Raw genomic sequence first — 13755 nt, forward strand, 5'->3', positions numbered from 1 at the left:
CTCGACACGCGGTCTAGACCAATCGCGCGGCCTCAACCACTCCCTTTGCGACCGATAGCGGCGATGCGCGCGGTCATCTCGGCATTGACGGCGGACGGAACGAACTTGCGGATATCGCCGCCATAGAGCGCGATTTCCTTGACCAGCCGGCTGGCGATCGGCTGGAGCGAGACATCGGCCATCAGGAAGACCGTCTCGATCCGGCTGTTCAGCTGCTGGTTCATCCCCGCCATCTGATATTCATATTCGAAATCGGCGACGGCGCGCAGGCCGCGGACGATCATGCTGGCGCCCTCGCGCTCGGCAAAGTCCATCAGCAGCGAATCGAAGCTGACGACATGGATCTCGCCGGCGATGCCCGCCACTTCGCGCTTCACCATCTCCATGCGTTCCTCGACGGTGAACATCGGGTTCTTGGAGGGGTTGGTGGTCACGCCGATCACCAGCCGGTCGCACAGCTTCGCGCCGCGGCGGATGATGTCCATATGGCCGAGCGTGATCGGATCGAAGGTGCCGGGATAGACGCCGGTTCGCACAGTCATAGGTCCTTTCCTCCGTCGCGATGACGGCAAGAATAAGTCACCGGTCGCGTTCCAATGTGTAGCGCGCGATATCGCGCAGCAGATCGGCCTCGGGGCCATAGGGTTTCAGATGCGCGATCGCCTGCTCGACCAGCATCCGCGCCTGCTCCCGCGCACGGTCCATGCCGAGCAGCGAGAGGAAGGTCTCCTTGCCCGCCGCGCCGTCCTTGCCCAGCTTCTTGCCGACCAGCGCCTCGTCGCCCTCGGCGTCGAGGATATCGTCGGCGATCTGGAAGGCGAGGCCCACGTCGCGGGCATAGCCGCGCAGGCCCGTGCGGCCCTCCTGCGGCGCTCGGCCCAGGATCGCGCCGCTTTCCACCGCGCAGCTGATCAGCGCGCCGGTCTTCATCGCCTGAAGCCGCGTGACGGTGGCAAGGTCGAAGCTGGTCTTCTCGGCTTCCAGGTCCATCATCTGCCCGCCCGCCATGCCGGCCGGGCCGGCGGCGACGGCGAGCGTGCCCGAAAGCTCGATGCGGACGAAGGGGTCGGGGTGGGTGCGCTCGTCCGCGATCACTTCGAAGGCGAGCGCGTGGAGGCAGTCGCCGGCCAGGATCGCGGTCGCCTCGTCGAATTCCCTGTGCACCGTCGGCTTGCCGCGACGCATGTCGTCATCGTCCATCGCCGGCAGGTCGTCATGGATCAGCGAATAGACATGGATGCATTCCAGCGCGAGCGCGGTGCGGGCGATGCAGGTGCGGTCGACGCCGAAGAGCTGCGCGGTGGCGGAGACGAGCAGCGGGCGCAGCCGCTTGCCGCCGCCGATCGCGGCATGGCGCATCGCGCGGTACAGCCCCTCGCGCGGATCGGACGGGATCGCCAGCAACAGGTCGAACTGGCGGTCCATCTCCGCCGAGACCTGCTTGAGCGCCGCCTGCAGCGCGAGGGAGGCGTGCGCCATGGCGTGGTTCAGCCGGCGGCGAAGGGTGCGGTGCCCGCGGCCCGGCCTTCGGCGTCGGTGCGGATCGCCTCGATCCGCGCCTGGGCGGCATCGAGCCGTGCGGCGCATTGCCGGCGCAGCCGGTCGCCGCGCTCATAGAGATCGATCGCTTCCTGGAGCTGTGCCTCGCCGCTCTCCAGCCGCGCGACGATGCGCTCCAGTTCCTTCAGCGCTTCCTCGAACGAGAGCGCAGTGACGTCCGCTTCTTCTGCCATGGTTTCGCTATGCGCCGGGCCGGGGCGCGATTGCAACCGCGCATCCCGCTTCCTAGCTGCGCGTTACGGGATCGGGCCCAAGGAGAAGCGCGCATGTTCACCAGCATCAATCCTGCCACCGGCGAGACGGTGGGCACCTATCACGAGCTGGACGCGGACGGGATCGAGATGGCGCTCGCCCGTGCCGAGGCGGCCTTCCGCGCCTGGCGCGATTCGCCGCTGGAGAAGCGGACCGAGCTGCTGGGCAGGATCGCGGACGCCTGGGAGGCGAACAAGCGGCATCTTGCCGAGACCGCCACGAAGGAGATGGGCAAGACGCTCGCCAGCGCGGTGGCGGAAGTGGAGAAATGCATCGCCGGTTTCCGCCACTATGCGAAGAACGGCCCCGGCTATCTGGAGCCGGCGACGGTGCGGACGGCGGGCGGCGGCCATGCGGTGGCGCGCTGGCTGCCGATGGGGCCGGTGCTGGCGGTGATGCCGTGGAACTTCCCCTATTGGCAGGTCGTCCGCTTCCTCGCGCCGACGATCATGGCGGGCAATGTCGGCCTGTTGAAGCACGCGTCGAACGTGCAGGGCTGCGCGGCGCTGATCCAGCAGATGATGAGCGCGGCCGGCGCGCCCGACGGGCTGTTCCAGAACCTGCCCATCAAGTCGGACAAGGTCTCGGCGATCATCGCCGACAGGCGGGTGGTGGCGGTGACGCTCACCGGCAGCGAAGGCGCGGGCGCGCAGGTGGCGCAGGCCGCCGGCCGTGCGCTCAAGAAAGTGGTGCTCGAACTGGGCGGGTCGGACCCGTTGATCGTGATGCCTTCGGCCGACATCGACCTCGCGGCGAAGACCGCGGTGACCGCGCGCGTCCAGAATGCCGGGCAGAGCTGCATCTGCGCCAAGCGCATGATCGTCCATGCCGAAGTGTATGACGCGTTCCTCGACCGGTTCGAGGCGGGGATGAAGGCCGTGAAGATCGGCGATCCGATGGAAGGCGATACGGGCATGGGGCCGCTCTCCAGCGCGGCGCAGCGCGACGCCGTGCTCGAGCAGGTCGCGCGCGCCCAGGCCGAGGGCGCGACGCTGCGCTTCGGCGCGGAGAAGCTCGCGCGGGAAGGGGCCTGGATGACGCCGGGCGTGCTGACCGACATGGATCCCGAATCGGACGTGGCCAAGGAGGAAATCTTCGGACCGGTCGCCGCGGTCTACAAGGTCAAGGACATCGATGCGGCGATCGCGCTGGCCAACGACGTCCCCTATGGCCTGGGCTCGTCGGCATGGACCAATGACGATGCCGAGATCGAGCGCTTCGCGCGCGACATCCAGTCGGGGATGACCGCGATCAATTCGCTGCTCGCCTCCACGCCGGAGGCGCCGTTCGGCGGCGTGAAGCTCTCCGGCCATGGCCGCGAGCTCGGCCCTTGGGGCATGCACGAGTTCATGAACCTGAAGGCAGTGATGTTCGGCAAGGACGTGAAGGCCGGGGATTGAGCCTCTAGTTCACCACGAACTTCCCCGTCATCCCGAAGCTCGCATGGAGCAGGTGGGTGCACTTGATCGGATAGGTGCCGGCCCCGGGAGCGGTGAAGTGGAGGTCGACGGCCGTGTCGCTGTCGAGCTCCACCTTGCCGTCACGGATCTTTGCCCGGTCGGCCGCCGGCATCGCCGCGGCCGCGAAGAAATCCCTTGCGGCGAAGCTGTGCCCGCCGCTGCTGGTCAGGTGCAGCACATAGCGCTGGCCATGGACCAGCGCGATCGTCGACGGCGTGAACTTGAAGTTGGAGAGCGCGACGTCGATCCGCTGCTCGGATGCCGGAGCCGCCGCCGTGAGGGCGAGGGCCAGCACGAGCAGCGGCGCCTTCATCCCTGGCGCTCCGCCATCACTTCGTTGATCAGGTCCTTGCGGCTCAGCTTGCCGATCATCGTCTTGGGCAGGCTCTGGCGCACCACCACTTCGGCGACGCGCTCGTGCTTGCCGATACGCGCGTTGAGCCACTGGGCCAGCGTCGTGCCGTCAACCGGCGGGGCGTCCTCGTCCAGCGTGACATAGGCGTGCGGCATCTCGCCGTGATAGGCATCGGGCAGGCCGATCACGAGCGCCTCCTTCACGGCCGGATGCTGGTAGAGCACCGCCTCGATCTGGCTCGGGAACACCTTGAAGCCACCGACGGCGATCATGTCCTTCAGCCGGTCGACGATGCGGATATAGCCGTCCTCGTCGATCAGGCCGACATCGCCGGTGCGGAGCCAATGCCCCCCGCCATCGACTTCGACGAAGACGTCGGCATCGGCATCGGGGCGGTTCCAATAGCCCTTCATGATCTGCGGGCCGGAGACGACGATCTCGCCGGGCTCGCCCTCGGGCGGCGGGCGGCTCGGATCTTCCTTGTCGACCAGGCGGACGCGCGTGCCCTGGATCGGCTGGCCGATCGTGCCGGGCTTGTTGAGCCCGTCATAGGGATTGGTCGAGACCACGCCCGAGCTTTCGGACAGGCCATAGCCCTCGATCACGCGCGCGCCGGTGACGCGTTCCCATTCCTCCTTGAGCTGTGCGGGCAGGGGCGCGCCGCCCGAGATGCAGAAGCGCAGCGACTTGAAGTCCTCGGGCTTCATGCCCGGTGCGTCGAGCAGCGCCTGGTACATGGTCGGCACGCCGGGCAGCGCGCGCGGCTGGGTGCGGCGCAGTTCGGCCAGCGCCTGCTTGGCGTTGAAGCGCGGCAGCATCACGATCTCGCCGCCGGTCACCACGGTGCGATTGAGCACGCAGGTATTGGCGAAGACGTGGAAGAAGGGGAGGACGGCGAGCACCGTGTCCTTGGCCATGCCCATCTCGGGATCGAGCCGCGCGACCTGGCGGGCATTGGCCGACAGATTCTGGTGCGTCAGCATCGCGCCCTTGGGCGTGCCGGTGGTGCCGCCGGTATATTGGATCAGCGCCAGGTCCTTCTCGGGATCGATCTTCGGCGACGTGCAGGCGCCGTCGTTCGCGATCAGCCCGGAAAAGGCGAGGATGCGCTCGTCCTGCGGCCGCTCGGTCACTTCGGCGCGCTTGAACAGGCGATAGAAGAAGGATTTCGCCGCGGGCAGCGCGCCCGCCACCGATCCGACCACCAGCCGCTCCAGCGCGCTCTGCTCGAGCACTTTCAGCGCAGTGGGCAGCAGCGCCGAGGCCGAGATGGTGAAGAGCAGCCGGGTGCCCGAATCCTCGACCTGGTGGCTCAGCTCCTCGACCGTGTAGAGCGGCGAGAAATTGACCACCGTCGCGCCCAGCTTGAGGATGCCGTAATAGGCCGCGACATAATGCGGCACGTTGGGCAGGAAGAGCCCGATCCGGTCGCCCGGGCCATAGCCCAGCGCCTGCAGGCCGCACGCGACCCGGTTGGCGCCGTCCAGCGTCTCGCCATAGCTGTAGCGCCGCCCCATGAAATCCAGCAGCGGCGCATCCGGATGCGCGCGGGCGCTGCCTTCGAACAGATCGACCATGGACTGGGGCGGGAAGCGGGTGTCCCAAGCGCCCGGATGACGATAGCTGGTACGCCAGATCTGTTCGGGGTCAGTCATTGACACAGGTGTAAGCAAGCCTCTGTGGGGGTCAAGTCGTAAGCCGTTTGCTCCAGGTGATGAGCACCGAGACGGCGAAGATGCCGATGTCGAGCACGGCTTCGAGACGCTGCGGAGAGAGATCGTCGATGCGCTGCATCCGGATGGCGATGTCTGCGCGGCGATCGGGCGATGCGAAGGCGAGAAGCGCAAGCATGGCTAGCGCCCCGAAGGCTATCCTTCTGGCTCGTCCCGACATGGTAAAGGCCATACGCCGCGCATCGCGGCCGGGCAAGGGGATCAGGCAGCTTCGCGATGCGCCGAGCGGGCGCGGTCGCGCCCGGCGGACTTGGCCTCGAACAGCGCGATATCGGCACCGCGATAGAGCGTCTTCCAGTCGATGTCGCTGGTCAGCGGGCCGGTGCAGGCGCCGATGCTGGCCGTGACCTTGAGATCGAAGGGCATGCGTGTCGTGCGCAGCCGGGCGAGCAGCTGCTCGGGTTCGACCCCGGCATCGACCGGAGCCAGGATGGCGAATTCCTCGCCGCCCAGCCGCGCGACCAGCGCGCCGAGTGGTGCGCTGTGGCGCAGCGTGCGGGCGAGCAGGCGCAGCACCTCGTCGCCGCCGTCATGCCCCAGGGTCTCGTTGACTCGCTTGAAATGATCGATGTCGGCGATGAGCAGCTGCTGCTCGCCCGGCCGGCCGATCGCCTGGGCAAGGAAGGCGCGACGGTTCAGCAGCCCGGTGAGCGGATCGGTATCGGCCAGGCGGCGTGCCATCACCTCGCTGGCGATCGCATCGTCGCGCTCGTCGCGCAGCAGCTTGATGCGATAGGCGATGGCGAGGCTCGACATCAGCGCCTCCAGCGCCATCGACAGCAAGGTCGAGTTGTCGAGCCAGAAGCTCCATTGGAGGACGTGGAAATTGGCGAGCGTCCGCATCAGCGAGGTGAGGATGGGGGCGCCCCAGCCGATCGCGAACAGCCACAGATAATTGGAACGCACCCGCCAGGCGCGCCACAACATGGGGGCCACCACGGCGCCCAGCATCAGGAAGACGGAGCTGAAGGCGGCATCGACGATCTGGACGTTCAGCGGCGCAAAGCAGAAGACGAGCAGCCCCACGCCGAGCAGCGCGCCCGCCACCACATAGACGAAGCGGCCGAGCCAGCCGGCGAACACCTGCTCCTCGAAGAAGCTGCGCGCGAAGATCAGCGCGCTCGCGCCGGTGAAGCCGAGCAGGAGATAGTTGAGCCGCAACCGATCGTTGTTGGCGATGTCCGGAAAGGCCCAGGCCAGCGCGCCGGAGGAGGAGAAGACATAGCCGAGCAGCCCCAGCGCCATCACGCAATAGAAGAGCTGGAAACGGTGGCGCAGTGCCCCCCACAGCGCGAGGTTATAGACGAACAGCGCCAGGCACAGCCCGCCGAAACCGGCATAGAGCGCGGTGAGCGCGATGTTGGCCTGCTGGCTCTCGGCGCCGGTCACCAGCCGCGGCCCCAGCATCACGCCGCGCATGTTGGCCGATCCCTCGACGTGCCAGAGCAGGCGCACGACCCTGGCCTCGCGCCGCGCGAGCGGCATCTCGGCGACCGCGCCGAGCTGGATCCAGGGCGTGATGCCGCGGGCGTCGGTGCGCTGCGTCGCCATCCGTCCGTCGGCATAGAGTATGTGCAGCGCGATGCCCCGCTGCCACAGGCTGGCGAAGCGCACGGAGAGGGGATTGGACATGCGCGAGCGCTGTTCGATATCTCGCGAGATCACCCAGAAACTGCCGGGGCCGAGCCGGTATTGCGGGGTCCTGCAATCGAAGCGCTCGGGGTGGCGGATCAGTTCGGCCGGGTTCATCTCGCCGGTGTCGCGCAGCACGCAGACGCCGAGCGCCTGGCCCATATTGCCTTGCGCTTGCGCGGGCACGACGAGGCCCAGCAACGCGATCAACGCGCCGACAAGGACGGACAGCCGCAGGAAACGCAACGCCAGCATGGCGCGGGTCTACGCCCAACATGACAAACAACCCGTAAAGATACATGCGTACCGGATCGTCTTTATGATCCGGCTCAGCCACTTACCGCGGGCCGGGGGCGCGGCGCGTCACTCCCCCGGCCGCATCGGCTCAGCAGCCGTCGCCGAGACCGGCGGCACGTTTCAGCAGTCCGCCGAGCCTGGGCTTGCAGGGTTTGGGCTTCTGCTCGGGCCTTTCTTCGTCGCCGTCCGACATCTGGCCGCGCATCGCGTCGCCCATGTCGGGCATGCCGGCCATGAAATTGCCCATCGCCCGGTACCGGACCTTGGCCGTCCATTTCGGGCGCCAGGCGATCTTCGGATCCCTGGGCCGCGCGGGAAAGGCGAAACCGGCCTCCGGCCCATAGGCGTAGAGAAAGCCCATCATGACCTCGCCCGCGGCCTTCTTCACTTCGGCGGGAATGGCGCAGCTGGTCTGGCTGGGCGGCATCACCACCTTCTGGCCGATCAGGCGATTCACCGTGCCCGGCGAGAGCCAGCCCCACAGGTCGCCGCCGAACTGGCGCGTGGCGGAGGATGCCCACCAGACCATGTCGTCCTTGCCTTCGCCGGCCGAGCCCATCGCCCAGGCATAATAGCCCGTCGCGGCGGGAACCGCCGCCCAGTTGAGCGGCACCGATCCGTCGGGGGCCTGGCCGGGCTTCACCCGCGGCGCGGCCATGAAGTCCTGGGTGAGGGCGAAGCCGATCTCGGGGCTGTAGTTGCCGGCGATCCGGTGCTGGCCGATCAGCGAGGAATTGCTCCCTATCTTCGCGTTCGTCTTGCCGTTGGGCCAGTCGCCATAGATGCGGCTGGTGCTTGCCCGGGGCACCGCCTCGGCCGGGATGCGCGCGCTGAACAGCTCGGGCGGCATCTGGCCCTTGCCGAGCCTGGCGAAGTCGATGACCAGGGGCTGGCCGGGCCCGACATGCGCGCCGCAGCCCCAATAGATCAGCAGCCGCCCCTTGGGCCGCGCGAGCTTGTCATAGGCATATCTGTCTTCGTCGTCGCGGGTTCCCGGCTTGCCAGGCTCGGGCGAGACGAGCGGCACCGATGCGCCCATGCGCATGCCCTCGGGCAGGAAATGATCGGCCCTGGGCGCGCCGCCCGTGGCGGGGAGGCGCGAACCGAGGCGCAACGTCATCTCGCGGCCGTCGGCCTGGCCCATCATGCCGGCATTGGTGCCGACATCCATCACATAGCGGGCTTCGGGCGCGCTATCGTTGCCGGTCTGCGCCACGACCAGGCCGGCGGCGAGCGTGCCTGCCAGCGCGGTGCCGGCGCCCGCAATCTTCCATTTCATCGAACGCATTCGGATCCTCCCTGGCAAGACCATGGCTGCGACCCGAAACGCCCGGTTTCCTTGCGGTATCGACACGAGACCGCAATGGGTGGGTTATTCATATATGGCACGCATGCCCTGATCATTGGGGTCATGCGCCTGGCCCATCGCAATCGTCACATCAAAGACCGCGCGACGTAACCGTCCGCTCATGCGGCTTACGCATCGTGCGACTAGGGCGCGCCCGGGCCGGCGGAAGACCGGCCGCGAGGAGCGGGTAGAACACCATCTCGCGCAGGAGCATGTCATGAAGATCTTTCTCATCGCCGCCGCGCTTGCGGTTCCGGTCGCGCCGGCGCTCGCCCAGAGCAGCGTGAAGGTTTCGTACCGGGCCAGCGCGCTCGCCACGGCCGAAGGCCGCCAAGCGCTGCACCGTCGCGTGAACCGCGCGGTCGTCCATGTCTGTGGCGACGATCGGGCCGCCGGCTCGATGCTGTCCAATCCTGCCGTCCGCGCCTGCCACAGGCAGGCCACCGCCGCGGCGCGTCCGCAGGTGGATCGCGCCATCGCGCTCGCCAATCGCGGCGTCGAAGTCGCAAGCCGCAACCGCTGATCCTCCAGCCCCCGCGCCGCCAGGCCCGACCATATGGCCTGCGACACAAGAACGGGGCCGCCGCGGGGCCGAACAAACGGAACGGGCCGGGAGTCCCCTCCCGGCCCGCATCGTCTTCAAATGGCCGAAGCCGTTACTTGGATGCCTTGGCGGCCTCGGTCTTCCTGCCCTTTTTCGGCTTGGGGGCGGCCGGCGTGACCTGGAAGTTCAGCACGCCGTCCTTCAGCTTCACATTCACCTCGCCGCCATGGACGAGCTTGCCGAACAACAGCTCCTCGGCCAGCGGCTGCTTGATCTTCTCCTGGATCAGGCGGCTCATCGGGCGGGCGCCATAGAGCTTGTCATAGCCGCGCTCGGTGAGCCAGGCCTTGGCCGCGTCGTCCAGCTGGATGTGGACGCCGCGATCCGCCAGCTGCAGCTCGAGCTGGAGGATGAACTTGTCGACCACCCGGCTGACCACCGCGGTCGGCAGGTAATCGAACGGCACGATGGCATCGAGGCGGTTGCGGAACTCCGGCGTGAAGAGCTTCTTCACCGCCTCCTCCTGCACGTCGTCGCGGCTGATCTCGCCGAAGCCGATGCTCTCCCGCGTCATGTCCGAAGCGCCCGCGTTCGTGGTCATGATCAGGATCACGTTGCGGAAATCGACGGTCTTGCCGTGGTGATCGGTCAGCTTGCCGTTGTCCATCACCTGGAGGAGGATGTTGAACAGGTCCGGATGCGCCTTCTCGATCTCGTCGAGCAGCAGCACCGAATGCGGCTGCTGGTCGACCGCGTCGGTCAGCAGGCCGCCCTGATCATAGCCGACATAGCCCGGAGGGGCACCGATCAGGCGCGAGACGCTGTGGCGCTCCATATATTCCGACATGTCGAAGCGCTGGAGCGGAATGCCGAGCAGCTCGGCGAGCTGCTTCGCCACTTCGGTCTTGCCGACGCCGGTCGGGCCCGAGAACAGATAGTTGCCGATCGGCTTGTCCGGATCGCGCAGGCCCGCGCGGCTGAGCTTGATCGCCGAGCTGAGCACCTCGATCGCCTTGTCCTGGCCGAACACGACTCGCTTGAGGTCGGTCTCCAGGTTCGCCAGCGTCTTGGTGTCGTCGGTCGACACGCTCTTCGGCGGGATGCGCGCCATGGTGGCGATCACGGCCTCGATCTCCTTGGGCGTGATCGTCTTCTTGCGCTTGGACGGCGGCACCAGCATCTGCATCGCGCCGACTTCGTCGATCACGTCGATCGCCTTGTCGGGCAGCTTGCGGTCGTTGATGTAGCGCGCGCTGAGCTCCACCGCCGACTTGATCGCGTCCGGCGTGTATTTGACGTGGTGATGCTCCTCGAACGCGGTGCGCAGTCCGGCGAGGATCTTGATCGTGTCCTCCACCGTCGGCTCGTTCACGTCGATCTTCTGGAAGCGCCGGAGCAGTGCCCGGTCCTTCTCGAAATGGTTGCGGAACTCCTTGTAGGTGGTCGAGCCGATGCAGCGGATCGATCCGCCCGACAGGGCCGGCTTGAGCAGGTTCGATGCGTCCATCGCGCCGCCCGAGGTCGCGCCTGCGCCGATCACGGTGTGGATCTCGTCGATGAAGAGCACGGCATGCGGCAGCTTCTCGAGCTCGGTGACGACCTGCTTCAGCCGCTCCTCGAAGTCGCCGCGATAGCGGGTGCCGGCGAGCAGCGCGCCCATGTCGAGCGAGTAGATCACCGCTTCCTTCAGCACCTCGGGCACTTCGCCTTCGACGATCTTGCGCGCCAGGCCCTCGGCGATGGCCGTCTTGCCCACGCCGGGATCGCCCACATAGAGCGGGTTGTTCTTCGAGCGGCGGCAGAGGATCTGCACGGTGCGGTCCACTTCGGCGGAGCGGCCGATCAACGGATCGACCTTGCCGGCCTTGGCCTTCTCGTTGAGGTCGACGGTGAACTGCTTGAGCGCGCTCTCGCCCTTGCCGGACTTGGTCTCCTGCTTGGCGGCCTTGTCCTCGTCGGCGGCGCCCTTGGGCGTGGGCGCCTCGGTGCTGCCGGTGCCGCCCTTGCCGACGCCGTGCGAGATGTAGCTCACCGCGTCGAGGCGGCTCATGTCCTGCTGCTGCAGGAAATAGACGGCGTAGCTCTCGCGCTCGCTGAACAGGGCGACGAGCACGTTCGCGCCGGTCACTTCGTCGCGGCCCGAGGACTGGACGTGGAGGATCGCGCGCTGGACGACGCGCTGGAAACCGCTGGTCGGCGACGGATCGGTCGCCTGGTCGACCTTGAGCGCTTCGAGCTCGGTGTCGAGATAGTGCGCCACGGTGTTCTTGAGCTCGCCCAGGTCCACGCCGCACGCGCTCATCACCTTGCTGGCATGCTCGTCGTCGACGAGCGCGAGCAACAGGTGTTCGAGGGTGGCATATTCATGGCGACGGGAGGACGCGGCCTCCAGTGCCTTGTGCAGTGTCGATTCCAAAGCGGAGGCGAAACTAGGCATTCAGGTACAACTCCTGTGGGCCGGAAAGGATACACAGCCCGTTGACCCCAATGTCGGGATCGTTGGGCCTCGCATCAAGCGCAGCGGCCCCGCACCGGAGTTTTGCATGGGCCTGGGCCCCATCTCCGGTGCCGTCACGCTCATTTCCTAAATAGAGCGTCCGCGCTTGCGCGGTGGTTAAGGGCAAATGAAATTTTGTTCCGACTTCGCGCGATCTCGGCCTCGAGGAGCGCGATGCGTTCGTTAAGTTCCTCAACCGAAAGGGGATCGAGGTCCTGCTTCGCGAGCTGGGCGACAAGGTCGTCCTTGCGACGCGGAAGATTTTCGTCGGCGTCCATGATGGCCCAGCGTTGACCGGGGCCGGACCGATGTCAATAAGACCCGGGGTTTCTTCTGCGTTCGAAAGCGACGAGCCGATGGGTCTTCCGGAAACGATGCTGGCAATCGACCCCGAGGCGCCGGGCGGGCCCGAGGTGCTGGTGCCGGTGTCGCGCCCGGTGCCCCGGCCGGGGCGTGGCGAGGTGCTGGTCAAGGTCGCCGCCGCGGGGGTGAATCGGCCCGAGGTGATGCAGCGCAAGGGGCTGTATCCGCCGCCGCCCGGTGCGCCCTCGATCCTCGGCATGGAGATTTCCGGCACCGTCGCCGCGGTGGGCGAGGAGGTGCCGCGCGAGCTCCTGGGCCAGCGCGTCTGCGCGCTGATCGCCGGGGGTGCCTATGCCGAATATGCGGTGGCGCCGCAGGGCCAGTGCCTGCCCGTGCCGCCCGCGCTCTCCATGGTCGAGGCGGCGGCGATGCCGGAGACGCTGTTCACCGTGTGGAGCAACGTCTTCGAGCGTGCCTATGCGACGGATGGGGAGTGGATACTCGTCCATGGCGGCACCAGCGGCATCGGCACGATGGCGATCCATCTCGCCAACCTGTTCGGGCTGACGATCATCGTCACCGCCGGATCCGACGCAAAGTGCGAGGCCGCACGGCGGATCGGCGCCGATCACGCGATCAACTACAGGGCCGAGGACTTCGTCGCCCGGGTGATGGAGATCACGGCGGGCAGGGGCGTCGACATCGTGCTCGACATGGTCGGCGGCGATTATGTGCCGCGCAACCTCCAGTGCCTGGCGGAGGAGGGGCGCCATGTCTCGATCGCCGTGCAGGGCGGCATGCAGGCGACGATCCCGATCTTCGAGATCATGCGCAAGCGGCTGGTGCTGACCGGGTCGACGCTGCGGCCGCGCCCGCTCGAGTTCAAGGCGCTTCTTGCCGACGAGGTGCACCGCACGGTGTGGCCCTTCGTGGCCGAGGGCAGGTTGAGGCCGGTGATCGACAAGGTGTTCCCGCTCGCCGAGGCGCCGGCGGCGCATGCCCGCATGGAATCGGGCGAGCATGTCGGCAAGATCGTGCTGGCGATCGACTGAGCACCGGCCGGCAGCGGACTGAAAAGATTCCGATTTCGCTAGTGGAACGACAGCTCGGCATCTAGCATTCGTCGTCGAATCGGGGGTGTCCAGGGTGCTTGCGTTCCTTCTTGCCGAAGGGAATTTCGCGTTCGTCGTCGCGGTATTGCTGATGCTGCTCATCGGCCTCGTGCAGGTGATCGGCTTCGGGCATGACGTGGACGCGGACCTGCATGCCGACGTCCATGGCGATCTCCATTTCGATTTCCTTTCCTGGCTCGGCGTCGGGCGGCTTCCGCTGCTGATGCTGATCGTCCTCTTCCTCGCGGTGTTCGGGATCGGCGGCCTGGCGCTGCAGCAGGTGCTGCGCGACTGGGCCGGCGGCCCGCTGCCGACATTCGCCGCGGTGCCGCTGGTCGGCATCGCCGCGCTGCCCGTCACCGGGCTCGCCGCGCGGCTGCTGGCGCCGATCCTGCCGCGCGACCACACCACGGCGGTCCCGCTCGAAGTACTGATCGGGACCACGGCGCAGGTGGTCACCGGCCGCGCCAGCCAGGGCTCGCCCGCGCGCGCCCGCGGCCAGGATCATCACGGCCAGGTCCATTACATCATGGTCGAGCCGGATGGCGCCGGCCAGGTCTTTCAGGAGGGCGAGCAGGTGCTGCTCGTCCGCCGCGAAGGCGAATGCTTCCGCGCGATCTCGCGCGGCGACTTCTATCTCCCCCGCCTGGATAGGTGACCCC

The 13755-nt window shown here is 67.4% G+C and carries 14 protein-coding genes; 4 read left to right on the top strand and 10 right to left on the bottom strand.

Going from position 1 to position 13755, the window contains the following annotated elements; translation table 11 throughout:
- Nucleotides 1-32: 32 nt before the first annotated feature.
- From coaD to BGP17_RS21160, 3 genes are read right to left on the bottom strand one after another with little or no spacing between them, the layout of a single operon-like run.
- Nucleotides 33-536, bottom strand: a complete 504-nt coding sequence (gene coaD, locus BGP17_RS21150) for a pantetheine-phosphate adenylyltransferase (RefSeq protein ID WP_455431368.1) — start codon at nucleotides 534-536, stop codon at nucleotides 33-35.
- Between the two features lie 43 nt (nucleotides 537-579).
- On the bottom strand, nucleotides 580-1479 hold the full coding sequence (locus BGP17_RS21155; protein ID WP_286713506.1) for a polyprenyl synthetase family protein: 900 nt from the start codon (nucleotides 1477-1479) through the stop codon (nucleotides 580-582).
- Between the two features lie 8 nt (nucleotides 1480-1487).
- Nucleotides 1488-1733 (bottom strand): exodeoxyribonuclease VII small subunit, encoded by a 246-nt coding sequence (locus BGP17_RS21160; RefSeq protein ID WP_086128559.1) that lies wholly within the window; start codon nucleotides 1731-1733, stop codon nucleotides 1488-1490.
- Nucleotides 1734-1826: 93 nt separating this feature from the next.
- Here BGP17_RS21160 and BGP17_RS21165 point away from each other — a divergent pair, with 93 nt between their 5' ends.
- Nucleotides 1827-3212 carry an NAD-dependent succinate-semialdehyde dehydrogenase gene (locus BGP17_RS21165; RefSeq protein WP_286713507.1) on the top strand — a complete coding sequence of 462 codons (1386 nt, stop codon included), beginning with the start codon at nucleotides 1827-1829 and terminating at the stop codon, nucleotides 3210-3212.
- 4 nt (nucleotides 3213-3216) lie between these two features.
- On the opposite strand, the gene BGP17_RS21170 is transcribed toward BGP17_RS21165, so the two are convergent.
- From BGP17_RS21170 to BGP17_RS21190, 5 genes are all read right to left on the bottom strand, one after another.
- Nucleotides 3217-3585, bottom strand: coding sequence for a cupredoxin domain-containing protein (locus BGP17_RS21170; RefSeq protein WP_286713508.1), 369 nt, complete (start codon nucleotides 3583-3585; stop codon nucleotides 3217-3219).
- A complete protein-coding gene (locus tag BGP17_RS21175) occupies nucleotides 3582-5282 on the bottom strand; it encodes a long-chain-fatty-acid--CoA ligase (RefSeq protein ID WP_286713509.1) in 1701 nt (566 codons plus the stop codon). The genes BGP17_RS21170 and BGP17_RS21175 overlap by 4 nt, the downstream gene beginning before the upstream one ends.
- Nucleotides 5283-5313: 31 nt before the next feature.
- On the bottom strand, nucleotides 5314-5478 hold the full coding sequence (locus tag BGP17_RS21180) for a hypothetical protein (RefSeq protein WP_167297877.1): 165 nt from the start codon (nucleotides 5476-5478) through the stop codon (nucleotides 5314-5316).
- 83 nt (nucleotides 5479-5561) lie between these two features.
- Nucleotides 5562-7247, bottom strand: coding sequence for a GGDEF domain-containing protein (locus tag BGP17_RS21185; protein WP_167297878.1), 1686 nt, complete (start codon nucleotides 7245-7247; stop codon nucleotides 5562-5564).
- 130 nt (nucleotides 7248-7377) lie between these two features.
- A complete protein-coding gene (locus BGP17_RS21190; protein WP_286713510.1) occupies nucleotides 7378-8577 on the bottom strand; it encodes a hypothetical protein in 1200 nt (399 codons plus the stop codon).
- A 277-nt stretch (nucleotides 8578-8854) separates the two neighbouring features.
- Here BGP17_RS21190 and BGP17_RS21195 point away from each other — a divergent pair, with 277 nt between their 5' ends.
- Complete coding sequence (locus tag BGP17_RS21195; RefSeq protein WP_286713512.1) at nucleotides 8855-9160, top strand: UrcA family protein; 306 nt, start codon at nucleotides 8855-8857, stop codon at nucleotides 9158-9160.
- A 133-nt stretch (nucleotides 9161-9293) separates the two neighbouring features.
- On the opposite strand, the gene clpA is transcribed toward BGP17_RS21195, so the two are convergent.
- Together clpA and BGP17_RS21205 are read right to left on the bottom strand one after the other, a co-directional pair.
- Nucleotides 9294-11618, bottom strand: coding sequence for an ATP-dependent Clp protease ATP-binding subunit ClpA (gene clpA, locus BGP17_RS21200; RefSeq protein WP_167297880.1), 2325 nt, complete (start codon nucleotides 11616-11618; stop codon nucleotides 9294-9296).
- A gap of 140 nt (nucleotides 11619-11758) precedes the next feature.
- On the bottom strand, nucleotides 11759-11956 hold the full coding sequence (locus tag BGP17_RS21205; RefSeq protein ID WP_167297881.1) for a DUF1192 domain-containing protein: 198 nt from the start codon (nucleotides 11954-11956) through the stop codon (nucleotides 11759-11761).
- A 78-nt stretch (nucleotides 11957-12034) separates the two neighbouring features.
- On the opposite strand from BGP17_RS21205, the gene BGP17_RS21210 reads away from it, so the two are divergent.
- Nucleotides 12035-13033, top strand: a complete 999-nt coding sequence (locus BGP17_RS21210; protein ID WP_286713514.1) for an NAD(P)H-quinone oxidoreductase — start codon at nucleotides 12035-12037, stop codon at nucleotides 13031-13033.
- 94 nt (nucleotides 13034-13127) lie between these two features.
- A complete protein-coding gene (locus BGP17_RS21215; protein ID WP_286713516.1) occupies nucleotides 13128-13751 on the top strand; it encodes a YqiJ family protein in 624 nt (207 codons plus the stop codon).
- The last annotated feature ends 4 nt before the right edge of the window (nucleotides 13752-13755 follow it).

Source organism: Sphingomonas sp. 67-41 (assembly GCF_001899725.1).
GTDB classification, from domain to species: Bacteria; Pseudomonadota; Alphaproteobacteria; order Sphingomonadales; family Sphingomonadaceae; genus Sphingomonas; species Sphingomonas leidyi.